This is a genomic window from Planococcus beigongshangi, from assembly GCF_016820495.1.
Lineage (GTDB): Bacteria > Bacillota > Bacilli > Bacillales_A > Planococcaceae > Planococcus > Planococcus beigongshangi.
This window is the reverse complement of sequence record NZ_JADHDU010000001.1, coordinates 510,407-527,580: the sequence shown is the minus strand read 5'-3', so window position 1 is coordinate 527,580 and position 17,174 is coordinate 510,407. Positions and strand designations below refer to the sequence as shown.

At 45.5% G+C, this 17,174-nt stretch carries 16 protein-coding genes; 3 read left to right on the top strand and 13 right to left on the bottom strand.

The window, feature by feature from the left end:
- Positions 1–40: 40 nt before the first annotated feature.
- The 7 genes from opp4C to IQ294_RS02405 form a co-directional block, all read right to left on the bottom strand.
- On the bottom strand, positions 41–958 hold the full coding sequence (gene opp4C, locus IQ294_RS02435) for an oligopeptide ABC transporter permease (RefSeq protein WP_203332417.1): 918 nt from the start codon (positions 956–958) through the stop codon (positions 41–43).
- 12 nt (positions 959–970) lie between these two features.
- On the bottom strand, positions 971–1,936 hold the full coding sequence (gene opp4B / locus IQ294_RS02430) for an oligopeptide ABC transporter permease (RefSeq protein ID WP_203332416.1): 966 nt from the start codon (positions 1,934–1,936) through the stop codon (positions 971–973).
- A gap of 152 nt (positions 1,937–2,088) precedes the next feature.
- Positions 2,089–3,843, bottom strand: coding sequence for an oligopeptide ABC transporter substrate-binding protein (opp4A, locus tag IQ294_RS02425; RefSeq protein ID WP_203332415.1), 1,755 nt, complete (start codon positions 3,841–3,843; stop codon positions 2,089–2,091).
- A gap of 27 nt (positions 3,844–3,870) precedes the next feature.
- Positions 3,871–4,881 carry an ABC transporter ATP-binding protein gene (locus IQ294_RS02420; RefSeq protein ID WP_203332414.1) on the bottom strand — a complete coding sequence of 337 codons (1,011 nt, stop codon included), beginning with the start codon at positions 4,879–4,881 and terminating at the stop codon, positions 3,871–3,873.
- Positions 4,878–5,924, bottom strand: coding sequence for an ABC transporter ATP-binding protein (locus tag IQ294_RS02415; RefSeq protein WP_203332413.1), 1,047 nt, complete (start codon positions 5,922–5,924; stop codon positions 4,878–4,880). The genes IQ294_RS02420 and IQ294_RS02415 overlap by 4 nt, the downstream gene beginning before the upstream one ends.
- Positions 5,925–6,189: 265 nt before the next feature.
- Positions 6,190–7,428 (bottom strand): beta-ketoacyl-ACP synthase II, encoded by a 1,239-nt coding sequence (gene fabF, locus IQ294_RS02410; protein WP_203332412.1) that lies wholly within the window; start codon positions 7,426–7,428, stop codon positions 6,190–6,192.
- 26 nt (positions 7,429–7,454) lie between these two features.
- Positions 7,455–8,387, bottom strand: a complete 933-nt coding sequence (locus IQ294_RS02405; RefSeq protein ID WP_203332411.1) for a beta-ketoacyl-ACP synthase III — start codon at positions 8,385–8,387, stop codon at positions 7,455–7,457.
- Positions 8,388–8,575: 188 nt separating this feature from the next.
- On the opposite strand from IQ294_RS02405, the gene IQ294_RS02400 reads away from it, so the two are divergent.
- A complete protein-coding gene (locus IQ294_RS02400; RefSeq protein WP_203332410.1) occupies positions 8,576–8,761 on the top strand; it encodes a DUF2929 family protein in 186 nt (61 codons plus the stop codon).
- Positions 8,762–8,792: 31 nt separating this feature from the next.
- Here the strand turns inward: IQ294_RS02400 and IQ294_RS02395 are convergent, their stop codons facing one another.
- From IQ294_RS02395 to IQ294_RS02385, 3 genes are all read right to left on the bottom strand, one after another.
- The gene (locus tag IQ294_RS02395; RefSeq protein ID WP_203332741.1) at positions 8,793–10,874 is read right to left on the bottom strand and encodes an ATP-dependent Clp protease ATP-binding subunit; all 2,082 of its coding nucleotides are present in this window, start codon (positions 10,872–10,874) and stop codon (positions 8,793–8,795) included.
- A 196-nt stretch (positions 10,875–11,070) separates the two neighbouring features.
- Positions 11,071–11,379 (bottom strand): metal-sulfur cluster assembly factor, encoded by a 309-nt coding sequence (locus tag IQ294_RS02390; protein ID WP_203332409.1) that lies wholly within the window; start codon positions 11,377–11,379, stop codon positions 11,071–11,073.
- 68 nt (positions 11,380–11,447) lie between these two features.
- Positions 11,448–12,227, bottom strand: a complete 780-nt coding sequence (locus IQ294_RS02385) for a serine aminopeptidase domain-containing protein (protein ID WP_238942594.1) — start codon at positions 12,225–12,227, stop codon at positions 11,448–11,450.
- Positions 12,228–12,382: 155 nt separating this feature from the next.
- On the opposite strand from IQ294_RS02385, the gene IQ294_RS02380 reads away from it, so the two are divergent.
- Together IQ294_RS02380 and IQ294_RS02375 are read left to right on the top strand one after the other, a co-directional pair.
- On the top strand, positions 12,383–13,192 hold the full coding sequence (locus tag IQ294_RS02380) for a Cof-type HAD-IIB family hydrolase (RefSeq protein ID WP_203332407.1): 810 nt from the start codon (positions 12,383–12,385) through the stop codon (positions 13,190–13,192).
- Positions 13,193–13,208: 16 nt separating this feature from the next.
- Positions 13,209–14,063 carry a DegV family protein gene (locus tag IQ294_RS02375; protein WP_203332406.1) on the top strand — a complete coding sequence of 285 codons (855 nt, stop codon included), beginning with the start codon at positions 13,209–13,211 and terminating at the stop codon, positions 14,061–14,063.
- Between the two features lie 89 nt (positions 14,064–14,152).
- Here the strand turns inward: IQ294_RS02375 and IQ294_RS02370 are convergent, their stop codons facing one another.
- The 3 genes from IQ294_RS02370 to IQ294_RS02360 all read right to left on the bottom strand — a co-directional run bounded on the left by IQ294_RS02370 (position 14,153) and on the right by IQ294_RS02360 (position 17,157).
- Entirely contained in the window at positions 14,153–15,616 is a 1,464-nt protein-coding gene (locus IQ294_RS02370) for an alpha-amylase family glycosyl hydrolase (protein WP_349291321.1), read from the bottom strand.
- 197 nt (positions 15,617–15,813) lie between these two features.
- A complete protein-coding gene (locus tag IQ294_RS02365; protein ID WP_203332404.1) occupies positions 15,814–16,188 on the bottom strand; it encodes a YisL family protein in 375 nt (124 codons plus the stop codon).
- Between the two features lie 69 nt (positions 16,189–16,257).
- A complete protein-coding gene (locus IQ294_RS02360; RefSeq protein ID WP_203332403.1) occupies positions 16,258–17,157 on the bottom strand; it encodes a fumarylacetoacetate hydrolase family protein in 900 nt (299 codons plus the stop codon).
- Positions 17,158–17,174 lie beyond the last annotated feature (17 nt).

Here is a 17,174-nt window from a genome sequence, read left to right as displayed (position 1 = left end):
GAAAAAAGTTCCGCACAAGTAAATGTGCGGAACTTTTTTATTATCTCAATGATTTTGGGTTCATAGCATCTTTCAAACCTTCACCGATAAAGTTGATGGAAAGGATTGTGCATGTCAGAACCAATGCGGGTGGCATCCAGATCCATGGCTTGCCTTGAAGGACATCCGGTTCGTTTGCTGAAGACAGCATATTGCCCCAGCTCGGAACGGATTGCGGAACCCCGAAGCCCAGGTAACTTAAGGCTGATTCCACTACAATCATACTTGCAAAGATCAACGTCGCCTGAACGATGATGGTTGACATAACGTTAGGCAATAGATGTTTGCGGATAACTTTCAATGGTGAACAGCCGATCGATAATGCTGCAAGAACATACTCGTTCTCTTTTTCCGCCAATACCTTGCTTCGTACAAGACGGGCAACGCCACCCCAGCTAAGAACACCGATAACGATGATCAATACGGATACTCCGTCGATCGTATCGCGCAGAATCGTATTCAAAACGATAACAAATACCAGGAATGGGAAGTTCAGGACAAAATCCGTGAATCTCATCAAGATATTGTCGACAAATCCACCGAAGAAACCAGCGATGGAGCCGACCAATGTCCCCAGTGTAATTACCATTAATGTAGCACTGAAGCCTACCAATAATGAAATCCTGCCACCGTAGAACAATCTGGTTAATACATCACGTCCACTTTTATCCGTCCCGAGTATATGCTCACTGTTCGGTGGAATATTCATTGAACCGATATTGACCCGCGCCACATCCGGAAGCGGTGATAAGAATGGTGCGAGAAATGGTGCTGCAAAAGATAATGCCGTTACGATAATGATAAACACTGTACTGATCATTGCCAATTTATTTCTTAGGAACTTCCTGCGCGCAATCTGCCACGGAGACAAGCTGCGTTCCGGCTTCTGCTGTTGGGTTATTGTATTAGATGATGCCATTTCTGCTTCCTCCTATTCCAGACGGATTCGTGGATCCACGATTCCATACAGTAAGTCTGCGATTAAATTCCCTGCCAATGTCAGGAATGACAAAAGCATTGTTAAAGCCATCAATGTCGGATAATCACGAACGTTTACTGAATCCAGGAACAGCATCCCGATGCCAGGGTATGTAAATATCGTTTCAGTAATGATAGCTCCACCGATTAACGCAGCAAAATCAAATCCAAGGAATGTCACCAAAGGAATGATTGAGTTACGCAAAATGTGGACATTGTAAATCTTTTTAATCGGCGTCCCTTTTGCTCTGGCTGTACGTACGAAATCCTTACGCGAGTTTTCAATGATATCATTACGCAGGAATTGGGTATACGACGCCGTACTCATCGCTCCAAGGACAAGTGCCGGCAAGAGCACATGGTGCAGTCTGCTCAAGTAATATTCAGCCGATCCCGTTTCTACCAGGATGTCCACTGAACCACCGAATGGGAACCAGTTCAGGTTGAAAGCGAAGAAATAGATAGCGAACACAGCAGCTACAAATGAAGGAATAGCGAGCATGATATAGTTTATGCCGGCAATGGCATTATCACCGAGTGTATAAGGTTTTCGCCCGGAATACATCCCCATCATGAAGGCCAGAATATATGTAATGATCAAAGACATGATTCCCAGGAATAATGTATTGGGAATTTTCTCCATAATTACATCAAATACCGGTCTCTTGTATTTTGTGGACTTACCGAAATCCCCCTGTACAAAGCCAGTGATCCAATTAAAATATTGAACAGGCAATGGATCGTTATAGCCAAGCTTTTCTCTCATTTCCGCAATATACTCAGGGTTTGTGTTATTCGGATCGATTTCACCGCTCAACGAATCACCAGGCATAAGTTTTGCCAATGTAAAAACCACTATGGAAATAAGGATGAGCATAGGAATCATTCCAAGTAATCTTCTGATTGAATATTTTAACATATATACTCTCCTTGTCTGTAAAGTTCTCTGCTGCACTCTTCGGCACGGTAAGAGTAATTTGTGCCAAACGTCCCTTACCGTGCATAAGAGCCTTATATAATTTTTCAACGATGGGCTGTAATCAGCCCATCGTTGAAGGTTTGGTACTGGTATTATTCAGTTACGAACCACTCAGCCGGGTTGTTTTGACCAGAAACGTCAAATTCAATTCCGCCAACGCGTTTGTTCAAAGCAACGATTTCTTCAAGCTCTGCAATGTAAAGCATTGGAAGATCTTCGTTGACAATTTTTTGCCATTCGATGTACAATTCAGCACGTTTGTCCTGATCAGTACCAACGATGTCAATGTTCAAAGCATCGTCAAGCAATTGATCCGATTCAGGGTTGTTGTAACGAGGGTAGTTCCAAAGCTGGTCAGATTTCCAAAGTCCTGATGGATCCGGATCTGCGCCAGTTCCCCATCCGCCGAAGAATGTTTCGATTGATGGATCATCTTTTTCAATCATGTCATAGTACAAGTTAACTTCTACCATTTCAAGTTCGGATTTAAGTCCGACTTCTTCGAAGTATTGAGTGATAGCTTGTGCACGAGATTCGAACGTTGGGTTACCAGTAGCATAGTGAGAGAATTTAACAACAAATTCTTCACCATTTGGATCTTCACGGAAACCGTCATCGTTTGTATCTACGTAACCAGCTTCATCAAGCAATTCCATCGCTTTTTCTGGATCGTATTCGTACGTGTTCAATTCGCTGTCATCAGCAGAGTTCCAGTGAGAGCTTGGTACTGGAGCGTTTACTACGTTTGCATAACCGAAGAAGAATGCGTCAACCCATTCCTGACGGTTAAGAGCGTACATCATAGCCTGACGAAGCTGTTTGTCCTGATATTTTGGAAGTTCTTCAGAGATCGTTTGTGTTGCGTTGTCGAATTTACCAAGCTTGAATCCTACATAGTAGTAAGAAAGGCCAGGATATGTTGTGATTTCAACGTTTTCCAATGGCTCAACTTCTGGACCAGATACTGGCTGAAGCGAGATCATGTCGATGTCACCGTTTTGCAAAGCACCAACAACAGAAGAGTTGTCAACTACGCGCAAGACGATTTTGTCAAGATTTACATCGCCATTCCAATAGTCTTCGTTTTTAGAGAATTCTACAGATTCACCTTGTACAATTTTATCAACTTTGAAAGGCCCGATTCCGATTGGGTTTGTGATTACAAACTCAGAAGCTGACATTTCTGCTACAGGGATATCGCCCATAGCTGCTTCTGGAAGCGGGTAAGCCCAAAGGTTAGTCAAGTTGTTTACACGTGCTTCATCAAAAGTGATCGTGATTTCATAATCGCTAACAACTTCGATCCCTGAGATGGAATCTGCTTCTCCAGCGCGGAATGCTTCAGCGCCTTCGATTGTTTGAACGTTCGTATAACGGGGACCGTCATAATCCGGATCAGCGATTGTTTCAAGTGCGAAAACCCAGTCATTTACTGTAAGTTCTTCGCCGTTATGCCATTTTACGCCTTCTTCGAATGTGAAGTTAAAGACTTTATTGTCTTCAGTTTCCCATGAAGCTACGTTTGGAACTGGCTCCAAGTTTTCGTTGTAGTCGATAAGCGGCTCATCGAAAAGAGCAATTACTTCAGCATCAGTAGCGATACCGTAGAAAGCAGAAGAGAATAATCCTTCAGGTGGAGCATCGATACCGTAAACTAAAGTTCCGCCTTGTTGTGGCTCGCCTTCAGCTGCGCCATCGCCCTCTTCTTCTGTTTCTGTTTCTGTTTCAGTTTCTGTTTCCGTGTCTGCTGGTGTCGCCTCTTCGTCATCTCCGCCACATGCTGCAAGGAATGCAGACAGGACGAGAATCAAAGCGAAAAGCCATAATAACGATTTGTTCTTCTTCATGATTTTCCCCCTATAACTTTTTTTGATTTAATACAAGACGCAAGCTACATGATGTCCTGGTCGCACTTCTTTCAATGGAGGCTTTTCTTTCGAACAGATCTCCATTGCCATCGGGCACCGCGTATGGAACGGGCAGCCGGTAGGAGGATTTTGCGGACTTGGAACATCCCCTTCCAGCACAATTCTTTCTTTCTTGATCGCCGTATTTGGTTCCGGGATCGCAGAAATCAAGGCTTGTGTATAAGGATGCAACGGCTCCTTGTACAAATCTCTATTTGAAGCAACCTCTACGAGGCTGCCCAAATACATGACTCCGATTCGATCACTCATATGTTTTACGACACTGAGATCGTGTGCGATAAACAGATAAGTAAGATCGAATTCAATCTGCAACTCTTTCAGCAGATTCAATACTTGCGACTGGACGGAAACATCGAGTGCCGAAACCGGCTCATCCGCCACAATCAATTTTGGATTCAACGCAAGTGCACGGGCAATCCCGATACGTTGACGCTGGCCGCCAGAAAATTCATGAGCGTATTTATAATATGCCGCTTCCGGCAGTCCAACCCTGGTAAGTAAAGCTTTTATTTCCTTCTCCAGCTCTTTCTTGTCGCGTTTCTCATAGTTGAGAATCGGTTCAGCGATGATATCGCCGACCATCTGCATCGGATTGAGAGAAGCATAAGGATCCTGGAAAACCATCTGGAAATCACGGCGGGCTCTTTGGAGCTTCGATCCCGAAACTTTCGTGATTTCCTTTCCTTCAAAAAGGATTTTGCCGCCTGTCGGTTTCATCAGCCGGAGAACGGTTCTTCCGGTCGTCGACTTACCGCAGCCTGATTCACCAACAAGACCGAGTGTCTCGCCTTTTCGGATGGTGAATGAAACATCATCTACCGCTTTGACGTGCCCGATGGTTCTTTTGAAAAAACCGCCGGTCACGGGATAATATGTTTTTAGATTCTGGACCTCGAGGAGGACGTCCCGGTTCTCGAGGCTGTCAATTCTGTCTTGTATAAAGTCTCTGGTTGTCATGCCATGGACGCTCCTTCTCTTTGAGATTTGGCATCTGCCGGCCAGCTGTTTTCATAAAGCAGGCAGGCAGTTTCGTGGTTGACCCCGACTTCGCCAAGTTGCGGTGTCACTGTCAGACATTCGGGCATTGCCGCCGGGCAGCGGTTAGCGAACCGGCAGCCGACTTGCGGCATATTCATGACCGATGGAACCAGACCATCGATCGTTGCCAGCACTTCAACATCTTCGTCCATCCGCGGAATGGCCTTCATCAAAAGATCTGTGTACGGATGTTTTGGATTATTGAATAATTCCTCGACAGTCGCTCTTTCCACGATTTTACCCGCATACATAACAAGCACTTCATCACAGATTTCAGCAACTACGCCTAAATCGTGAGTAATCAGGATGATTGCCATGTCATTTGCTTCCTGGATGCCTTTCATCAGATCCAGGATCTGCGCCTGGACCGTCACGTCAAGTGCTGTCGTCGGCTCATCTGCAATCAGAAGTTTCGGCTGGCAGGCGATCGCCATGGCGATCATGACCCGCTGCCGCATACCTCCTGATAATTGGTGCGGATATTCCTCAACGATTTTATCTGCCCGTGGAATACCTACACTTTTCAGCAATGACACTGAACGGAGACGTGCTTCTTTTTTCGAGATCTTTTCATGGTTCAAAATAACTTCTTCGATCTGATAGCCGATGGTGAACACTGGATTCAGGGATGTCATCGGTTCCTGGAAAATCATTGAAATATCTTTACCACGAATTTCATTCATCTTTTTATCTGATAGCTCTGATATGTTCTGTCCTTCGAATTTCACTTCTCCGCCACGGATCTTTCCGATTCCCTGTGGCAGCAGCTGCATGATGGAAAGTGACATTACGCTTTTGCCGCATCCTGACTCTCCCACTACACCAACAATCTGTTTACGGTTTACGTTAAACGAAACACCTTCCACTGCATTGTAGAAGTCACCGTCTATTTTAAAACCTGTTTGAAGGTTCTCTACCTGTAGAAGGGGTGTTGATCTGTCTGTTATATTTTTTGCTGTCATGCGAACACCTCAAGATTCTTTTTTTTCTGTTAATTCAACTTCCATAAAGTTTATTACAAAAACATTACATAATCAATGGCTTTTTTGAAATTTTAAAAATTTATTGTCAATTTAAAATGATTTAAGAGTAGAAATCCTTGTGACGACAAGGTTTCAAGACCTATATAATTTTTATAATTTTTTATTTATTCGTATTGTTTCTGAGAAAATCTAACAGAATATCAAAAAAAAGATATCCTGCTTTGATTGCAGGATACCTTTTTTCTTACTCATATTTTTTAAAGACCAGGGATGCATTATGTCCGCCAAACCCTAATGAATTGCTCATCGCATAATTGAAATCAGCTTTTCGTGCTTTATTCGGCACATAATCCAGGTCAAGTTCTTCGTCTGGTGTTTCATAATTTATCGTTGGGGGCATGATGCCCTCTTTTAATGCAAGAGCTGTGAAAATGGCTTCGATGCCGCCAGCCGCCCCCAGCAGATGCCCAGTCATCGATTTAGTGGAGCTCATGCCAAGTTTATAGGCATGTTCACCAAAAACAGTTTTAACTGCAGTGGTTTCAAATAAATCATTATACGGTGTGCTCGTCCCGTGGGCATTGATATAGCCGATCAATGTTTTATCGATGCCTGCATCCTGCAGAGCCTGATCCATGGCGCGGGCAGCTCCTTCGCCGCCTGGTGCAGGAGCAGTAATGTGATGGGCATCCCCTGTAGAACCATAGCCGACGATTTCCGCATAAATTTTGGCTCCGCGTGCTTTCGCCTGTTCATATTCTTCGAGGATGACAATGCCCGCTCCTTCGCCGACGACAAAGCCATCACGATTTTTATCAAATGGACGAGAAGCAGTATTGACATCCGGATTGGTTGTAAGTGCCGTATTTGCCGTGAAGCCAGCCACGGATAATTGAGTGATAGGCGCTTCAGCTCCTCCTGAGATCATGACATCCGCATCTCCTCGCTGAATCACGCGGAAAGCGTCACCGATTGAATTCGTGCCTGAAGCACAGGCGGTCACTGAACAAGAGTTGATGCCCTTAGCTCCAAAATAGATCGATACCTGGCCGGACGCCATATCAGGAATGATCATCGGAATCAGGAATGGGCTGATCCGGCGAACGCCGCGTGTATTCAATACATTCATCTGATTTTCGATCGTTTCCATACCGCCGATGCCGGAACCGATCCATACGCCGGTTCTGAGAGCTGATTCTTCACTGAGCTCAATACCTGAATCCTTCATCGCCATGATGGAAGCTGCCAGCGCATAATGTGTAAAGCGATCCATTTTCCGGGCTTCTTTCTTCTCAATATAATCTTCGATGGAAAAATCTTTTATCTCTGCTGCAATTTTAGCTGAATAGTCATCCGGATTTAATCTGGTTAAGGGTCCTACGCCAGACTTGCCCTCTTTGATGGCTTCCCAGGTTGTTTCAATATTGTTTCCAAGCGGTGTGACCGCTCCAATTCCTGTAATTACAACACGGCGATTCGCCATTCCAATCGTTCCTTTCGCATTTCTGATTATTTGCCCCATCGCATTGCAAGGGCGCCCCAAGTCAATCCTCCGCCAAATCCGACCATGACGACCACATCGCCGTCTTTGATCCGGCCTTCTTCCACATCTTCCACGAGGGAGATCGGAATCGAAGCGGCTGATGTGTTGCCATATTTATGAATGGTTTTGGACATTTTTTCTACCGGCAGTTCCAGACGCTGCCTGGATGCCTCCATTATGCGGATGTTCGCCTGATGCGGGATCAGGAAATCAACTTCCTCTTTCACAAGTCCAGCTTTTTTTATGACATTTTCTGCTGATTCACCCATCTGGCGTACGGCGAACTTAAAAACTTCACGCCCGTTCATTACGAGGAATTCTTCCTGGTAAAGGTGTTTACCGCCACTTCCGTCAGCGCCCAGTTCAAATGACAGGATCCCTCTTCCTTCAGAGACTTTCCCGAGAATCGCTGCTCCAGCTCCGTCTCCGAAAAGTACGGCTGTATTGCGGTCTTCCCAGTCTGTGATTTTTGAAAGCTTTTCGACTCCGATTACCAATACATATTTATAGACATCCGATTCGATGAATTGTTTAGCCGTGGCCATGCCGTACATAAAACCCGTACAGGCGGCCGATATATCCATCGCAGCGGCATTCACTGCGCCGATTTCCTGTTGGATCATGCATGATATAGAAGGAAACGGCTGATCCGGAGTAACAGTGGCGACAAGGATCAAACCGATTTCAGCAGGGTCGATTCCGGCATCCGCAATAGCCTGTCGTGCCGCTTCACGCGCCATGTGGGAGGTATTTTGCTCATCTTCCGCAATTCGGCGCTGTTCAATTCCCGTCATTGTCCGGATCCATTCATCGGATGTATCCAAACGCTGCTCCAGTTCAAAATTCGTCAGTATCTTATCGGGGAGGCATCGTCCAATTCCAATTATGCCTGCATTCATATATTTTCCCTCTTTTCACTAAACTTTTATGGATTTAGTACCTGGTATTAATAATACGTCATTGGAGTTCTTATTTCAAGCAGCCGACATATTTCGGACAAATTCTTTCAATAAAGAGGAAACTTTCTTTCTGGAAACACGAAGCTATGCTATGATTAATCTAGACATTTTATGCAGAGGTGAAACAGATGCAATTTATCGGAACTTTTTTCTGGTCAGCTTTATTGATCACAACACTGAACTATGTAGTAAGTGCAGTTCAAAACGTAGATTTTAATCTTATGACGGGATTATATATGTCCCTCGTTGTATCCGTCCTGGTTTTCGTCATCAGTGCCATCATCCCGGAATCACCAGCTCCGGAGAAGCATTAATTCAAAAAAAAGAAGCATTGGCCACCTTGGCCTATGCTTCTTTTTTTGTTATCTTCAATTGTTTGTCTTTTGCCATTTCAAGATGCATCACTGTATTCGGCATAATTTCACTTTTGATCAGTTCACGTGCAATCTGCGTTTCAATCTCGCGCTGAATAAATCTTTTCAGCGGCCGCGCACCGAATAACGGATCTGTCCCCGCCTCGAGGACATATTGAATCACTGAGTCATCCACTTCGAGCGTGATGTCCTGCTGCTGCAGGCGTTGCGCCAATTCATTGATCATTTTCTTCGCTATATGGTAGAAGTGGCTATTATCGAGCGCGTGGAAAATGACGATGTCGTCTATCCGGTTCAGCAGTTCAGGTTTGAAATGTTTTCGCAGTTCCATCATGACGATATCTTCTATATCATGTTCATCGCTATTCGACTGTATATGCGCAGAACCGATATTCGACGTCATAATGACGACGGTATTCGAGAAGTTGACAAGTCTTCCCTGGCTGTCGGTGATGCGTCCATCGTCGAGAATCTGCAATAGTATATTCGCGACATCCGGATGGGCTTTTTCGATTTCATCCAGCAGCACAACCGAATAAGGGTTTCTTCGGACAGCTTCCGTCAATTGACCGCCTTCCTCATAACCGATATAGCCTGGAGGCGCTCCGACCAGACGGGAGACACTGTGTTTTTCCATATATTCCGACATGTCGATGCGGATAAAATGATCTTCCGAGTCGAACAGGTTTGCAGCTAAGGATTTCGCCAGTTCTGTTTTTCCGACACCTGTAGGGCCCAGGAATATGAATGAACCAATCGGCTTCTGTTCATCTTTTATGCCTGCACGCGCACGCCAGACAGCTTCTGTAACAAGGGCGACAGCTTTATCCTGTCCAATCACCCTCTCTTTAAGTGTGTCATCAAGCCGCAATAACTTTTCACGTTCACCTTCCACCAGCTTCGTCACCGGTATTCCAGTCCACCGCGCTACGATCCCTGCAATTTCTTCTTCGGTCACTTCTTCCCGCAGCAAGCGCTGGGCGCCTCCTGCTGCAAGCTCTTTTTCAAGGCCAGCCACTTCTTTTTCGAGTTCGGGTATTTGGCCATGGCGAAGCACAGCCGCTGCATTCAAATCATAATTGTTTTCTGCCTCTTCCAGCTTATGGCGCAATTCACCAAGCTGCTCACGCTTTTCCTGGATTTTTTTCAAAGCTGCCTTTTCTTCTTCCCATTGATTTTTCATTCCGGAAGAAGAATCTTTTAACTCTTTGATCTCATCACGCAATGTTTCCAGCCGCGATTGGCTGGCCGCGTCTTTTTCTTTCGTCAATGCCTGTTCCTCGATTTCCAATTGCATGAGCCGGCGCGTCACCTGATCAAGTTCCTGTGGCATCGAATCGATTTCCGTACGGATCATGGCACAGGCTTCATCGATCAGATCGATGGCTTTATCCGGCAGGAAGCGCTCCGTGATATAGCGGTCTGACATAGCCGCTGCTGCCACAATCGCGCGGTCATGGATACGGACTGCATGGTGCAGTTCGAATCGCTCTTTCAATCCGCGCAGGATCGATACGGTATCTTCGACCGACGGTTCACGGACCAGCACCTGCTGGAATCTCCGTTCAAGAGCAGGGTCTTTTTCGATATGCATGCGGTATTCATCAAGTGTAGTCGCTCCGATGCAATACAATTCCCCGCGCGCGAGCATCGGTTTCAGCATATTCCCGGCATCCATCGCGCCTTCGGTTTTTCCGGCTCCGACGATGGTATGGATTTCATCGATGAACAGGATGATCTGGCCCTCCGAATCCTTCACCTGCTTCAGCACCGCTTTCAAGCGCTCTTCAAACTCTCCCCGATATTTTGCTCCCGCAATCAACGCACTCATATCGAGTTCATAAATGATGCGGTCTTTCAGGCCTTCCGGCACATCATTACGGACAATCCGTTGCGCCAGCCCTTCGACAATCGCTGTTTTACCAACCCCGGGCTCACCGATCAGCACCGGATTATTTTTGGTTTTACGTGACAGGATGCGGATGACATTCCTGATTTCTTCATCACGGCCAATCACTGGATCGGCTTTTCCTGATTGGGCCTGCTCAACCATATTGCGTCCATATTGTTCCAAAGGAGATTTTTGTTCTTCATTGTTTGTATTGAATTGAACCAAAGGATTCCCTCCTACATTTCTTTGACCTTTTTTGACTAATTATATTATAAGTAATATCCTCCTTCTGCGCAACTTTCGCCGCCCATGAAAAAAACCTTTTCGGAAATTCGATTCCGAAAAGGTTTTGGCCCATTTATCTGACGCCGAGCGCCATTTTAGCGTATCTCGACATATGTTCCTTGCCCCAGACCGGCTGCCAGACGATTTTAACATCGACTTCCTCCACTTCAGGCAATTCATATAATGCTTGTTTAACCATTTGAACAATTTGAGGTCCCATTGGGCATCCCATTGAAGTTAAAGTCATTGTAACCACTGCAAATCCGTCTTCTGACAATTCGACATCATATACAAGGCCCAGGTTGACGATATCGACACCCAGCTCAGGGTCAATTACTGTTTCGAGTGCTCCCATCATACTGTCTTTCATATCTTGATCCATGACGATCCCTCCTTCTTTACTGTTAGTGCCATCTTAACAAATTTTCGGCTGAAATGAAATTGACACGCTTATTTCTTTAAATGATCAGCCAGCCATTCGGTCGCAGCGAGCATTCCCGGTCGACTTACAGCGTGTCCTGTTTCCTTTTCTCGGATGAACCGGAGTTTTTCCTCCGCCTCTTCTCCATAAGCCGCTTCCAATTTTTTATAAAAATCAAAAGTCGGAGCAAACGGCACAATGATATCCTGTTCCCCGTGCCAGAAGAATAATGGACGTTTTGCATAGGAATCTATTTTTTTTGTGCCGTCGAACTGAGCAAGTGTCCGCAGCATACCGGCACGTTCCTCTGGAGTAATCGGCAAGGTGAACCCGCGTGATTCAAACTGGCTCATCTGCGCGCTTGCAAGATCGACATAACTTGCTGATCCCATCATGATTGCGGCAGTGGAAATCCACGGATGGACTGTCAATGCGCCGAGCGTGGTGATCCCTCCCATAGAAGTTCCTGCGACCGCGGGTTCACCTTCCACTAATTGTTTTTCCTCTGCCATTCTATGTATGTTCCCGATTTCCTCTATAGAAGTCAAAACGATTTCCCAGAAACGGAGACTCATCTGGATCGCGTCCTGCCCCTCTTCCCGCTCACCGTGCAGATGTGCATCCGGCAATAATACACGAATTCCTTTCCCGGCCAATTGGTAGGCATAATGGAGATTATGCTCTTTTGCGCTCATATGGCCATGAAGAAAAATAACTGTCGGAAGTTTCTTGCCTTCCGCGTCGTCTGGAACCACATGCAGCAACGGTATGTTTTCCCATAATTCATGAATGATTTTCACTTGCTGCATCCCTCCTTTTTATCTAATCCTACCAATAATCAGCCGATTTTTCATATGATATGATCTTTTTCAGGATTTTATTCGAATGGCCTGAACTCAAGATTTTTTGACTAACCCTTGCTGTTATCGCTAAACTGTATATAGATAGAAAGGAGACGGTTTAAATGAAACAGCATTTAATCGTACTTGATCTGGACGGAACGCTGCTGACAGATCAAAAAGTCATCTCAGAAAAGACCGAAATGGTATTGGCCAAAGCAATGGAAAAGGGGCACCAGGTAATGATCGCCACCGGCCGTCCTTACCGCTCAAGTGAACCTTATTATAGACAGCTCGGTTTAAAGACACCCATCGTCAACTTCAATGGTGCGTTTGTCCACCATCCCACAGACAACAGTTGGGGAAGATTCCATACACCGATTGGGTTGAATACCGTCCATGAAGTCGTTGAGTCGATGCATGCATATAATTTTCATAATATCGTAGCTGAAGTATTGGATGATGTTTACGTCCACCACCATGATGAAAAACTTCTGGACATCTTCAATTTTGGGGATCCGACAATTACGACCGGCGACTTGCGCAATTATTTGAAAGTCGAACCCACCTCCATGCTGATCCATGCTCCTTTTGAAAAAGTTGATCTGATTCACGAACATTTGAATGAGGTGCATGCGGAAGTGATCGACCATAGACGATGGGGAGCTCCGTGGCATGTCATTGAAATCGTCAAAAGCGGCCTGAGCAAAGCTGTCGGGCTTGATCAGGTTTCAAAATCCCTCGGGATCCCGAGAGAGAATATCATTGCATTCGGGGATGAAGACAACGATCTCGAGATGATCGACTTTGCTGGAGTGGGAGTAGCCATGGGCAATGCCATCGATCCGTTAAAAAATATAGCCAATGAAATCACTTTGAGCAATAATGAAGATGGGATAGCAGAATTATTGATCGACCGCTTAAATTTAAAATAGGAAAAGGGGAATTGGAATGAGATTATTTGCTGACAGTGCTTCAGATTTACCAAAAGCGTTTTTTGAAACTGAGAATGTAGAATTGTTTCCATTGAGGGTCCACATCGGCAATGATGAGTACGAGGATATCCGGACGATAAACTCACTGAAAGTGTATGAAGCAATCGGCGAAGGCATTCACCCAAAAACATCCCAGGTTTCACCTGATGAAATGCTGAATGCTTTTGAAAAATTGGCGAAAGAAGGCGAAGAAGGATTTTATATGGCTTTTTCTTCTGAACTGTCAGGTACATACAGTACGGCCATGATGAGCGCCGACCAGGTGCGCGAGGAATATCCGGACTTGAAGCTGACGATCCTTGATACGAAAGCCGCTTCCCTTGGTTACGGCATGCTCGTCAAAGAAGCGGTGAAATTGCGTTCACAGGGGCATCCATTAAAAGAGATCATCGAACGGGTTACATGGATGGCAGCGCACGTAGAAAGTTTGTTTACTGTAGAAGATCTCGATTATATGGCGAAAGGCGGCCGCATCTCAAAAGGCAGCGCATTCGTTGGAGGTCTGCTGAACATTAAACCCCTTCTTCATGTGGAAGACGGAAAATTGGTGCCGATCGAAAAACTGCGCGGACGGAAAAAAGTCATCAAACGCATCGTCGAATTGATGGAGGAACGCGGAGAGCAGCTGGATAAGCAGGTCATCGCCATCAGCCACGGCAATGATGAAGAATTCGCCAATTTGATGAAAGACGCCATCGAAGAGCAATTCCATCCGAAAGGCATAGAAATCTATATGATCGGCTCTGTCATTGCCGCCCATACTGGTCCTGGCACACTTGCCATCTTCTTTTCGAATAAATTGAATGCGTGAGGCTGCCCTTACAAAATTCCTGAATAAAAACCCGCCAGCGGAAATGAAAATTTCCGCTGGCGGGTTTTGTGGTTTACCAGGATTACCTCTTACTTGGACGACTGTTCGTCATTCGTCGATTTTGCCGCTTCATCCGCTTTCCGCTGACGTCCTTTTTTCCAGACAAACCACAGGAAGAACATAAATACGACATACAATACAATTAAAGCTCCGATATACGCTTTATTGAATCCACGCTCTTCTATTATATGGAACGTTTCACCGATTTCCCGGTCAAGTGTGATTTTATAACTGCCATTTGCTTCCTGTTTGACGATGTCATTTTCAAACAGGCCGCGAAGTTCCTTGTCACTGCCGACCAATTCAACGGGCAAAGTGAAATTTCTCGTGCTCGATGAATTATTGATGGCGATGATCCAGGCTTCCTCGTCATCCGACCTTTTATAAATCAGCCAGCCGTCTTCTTCGTGGATCATTTCCAACTTTCCATTACGAAATGCATCTGAAGAGTTCCGGAGCGAGTTCAAATTGCCGATATGCTCGATCAATTCCGCTTCGACAGCCATGTTCAATAGTTGATGGGATTCCTGGGCTGTTACACCGCTCATTGCGGTTTCAGTACCATATTGGATGACAGGGACGCCAGGCATCGTGAAAATCTGTGTCATCAGCAGGCGCATGCGAGTCGGAGGGAACCCATTGACACTGACGATATCGGAAGTGACCCGGGGGCCACGCAGCGAATCTGCCTGTATCAGGCTCCCCTCCGCATTTTCAAGAAATGCAGGCAAGGCGGATGTGTCCTGGTCAAAATTCATATAGCTGCTTCGAAGTGCTTCTTCCACTCCCGGCATGACCACTGCGTCGAGGCCTTCCACGGGTTCCATTTCTGCATCCCCGAGCAGATAGATATCCCGAAGCGCTTTGATTTCTTCGGAAAAGTCAGCAATAAAAGCCGGATCCAGTTTTTCAGTTTCCTGAAGCCTCAAACCGTCCACTTCATATTTTTGGATAAAGCCGCTGGCAAATTCAATCAGCGCTTCCTGTGCATCCCGATTGGAAGTATCCAAGGCGAAAGTGCCATCTTCATTTTCAACAAACCATTCCGGATGATCATTGACCCAAAAATGTTCGGCACTCATTTTTTGCGTCGGAATATCGATCATCAATTTCATATCATTTTCATGGACTGTGTCCACTAGATTGACGAAATCTTCCTCCGTGCCGAAATGACGTTCGAATTGATTGTAATCCATGACTTGCTTGCCATCATATGTAGCTGTTGCGAAAACCGGACCAATGGACAGGACGGTGAAGCCCATGTCTTTGATATGCAGAAGTTCACTTGCAAGGCCTTCGAAATCTCCACCGTTGAACGCTTCGGGGTCTGTTGCAACCACTTCGAAATCATTTTCAATCTGCTTATTGAAATACCGGTCGACCAGTACGTCGTATATGCTTTCATCTTGCAGTTCTTTTGTTTCTTCAGCTGATGCTGGTGCGGTAAGGCTCAGCAGCAAAGCGGCACTCAAGATGCCGGAAATCCATTTCACTTTCAATCTTAGGTCCTCCTTCAATGAGGTATAATGCTTTCCACTCGGTCTATTTTAACAAACTCCTGCCCTGCCTGCTATTTAAAGATGAGGCAAAACACTTTCCTGACAGCCAGTTTCGTCTAAACTGTGAATGTACGCTTGGAAAATCACGCAAAAAAAAAGATGTCCGGCATGCGGACATCTTTTATCAGGTATTAAGCCAAGAAATTGAAACCGATCGGCAATTTAAAGCCGAAGAACATCGTTACCAGCAGGAATACTGCAAACAGGATCCAGAACAATGTCACTGGCTTCTGTTTTTTACTGCGTACCAATACCATTTCCATCATACCGATTGTCAGTATGCCGAACAGGAATTTAATCCCGTATTGCATCGGGTCTGCAGAAGACCATTCGATAAACAGCGCAAGTCCGGTAATGATGATCAAAATGTAGAATAAGCGCAGGACCATATGTGAAATTTTGCGTCCCTTGCTTTCCGGGTTCATAAATGCCGCTGCCAAAAACAGCAGAATTGCGATGACCCATGTTGTGATGTGTAAATGTGTAGTTTCAGTTAAAAAGTCCAATTCGTCACCTCATTTAATATAGTTCTCCTCTAGTCTACCATAACTTTGAATTTGAATAGCAGCGGAGCCCTATGACAAATGTGTGACAAGCGTGCCGATGGATTCGATGGAAACTTTCACCGTATCTCCAGCTTTCAGGAATTTTGGCGGGTTGAACCCTTTGCCCACGCCAGCAGGAGTGCCGGTTAATATAACATCGCCGGGTTCAAGCGGCGTATACTTCGAGATTTCTGAAATGAGATCGTCTACCCGACGGATCATATCTTTCGTGTTTCCGTTTTGGCGGATCTCTTCGTTGACTTTCGTTACAATGGATAGATTCTGGGATTCCGGAATTTCATCTTTCGTTACGATATAAGGTCCCATCGGACATGATTTCACCAAACTCTTGCCGAGGAAAAACTGCTGGTGTTTGGTCTGCAGATCGCGTGCCGTCATATCATTGGCGATCGTATAACCGAAGACGTGGTCGTAGGCCATTTGCTTCGGAATGGCACTTCCGCTTTTTCCGATAACCACCGCAAGTTCACCTTCATAATCGTAAGCATCCGTCAACTCACTATGGACTGGCACTGTCTCTTCATCCGCCGCAATGGCTGCCGGTGACTTTGTAAAGACGACGAGATCCACAGGTGCTTCCGCGCCCATTTCTTTTGCGTGTTCGGCATAGTTCTTGCCTATGCATAATACGTTTTTCGGCGTTCTCGGAATAGGCGCGAGCCATTCGATATCCGAAAAAGAGTGTTTGTATTCCGCAGGATTTTCTGAACCCGCTGCAGCATCCGCTAATTTACGGACCTGTTCGACGAATTCGACTCCCTGTGAGATTCCTTCAATCAGCTGTGCCGGAAAAGATGGGAGAACCTCAAGTTCTTCCTGGATCTTCAAGACATCCCATACGGCTTCTTCTTTTTTCACTTTCGGTCCAAACATTTCTTTTCCTTCATAGCGAAATGATAACAGCTTCATTTAGTAAACACTCCTTT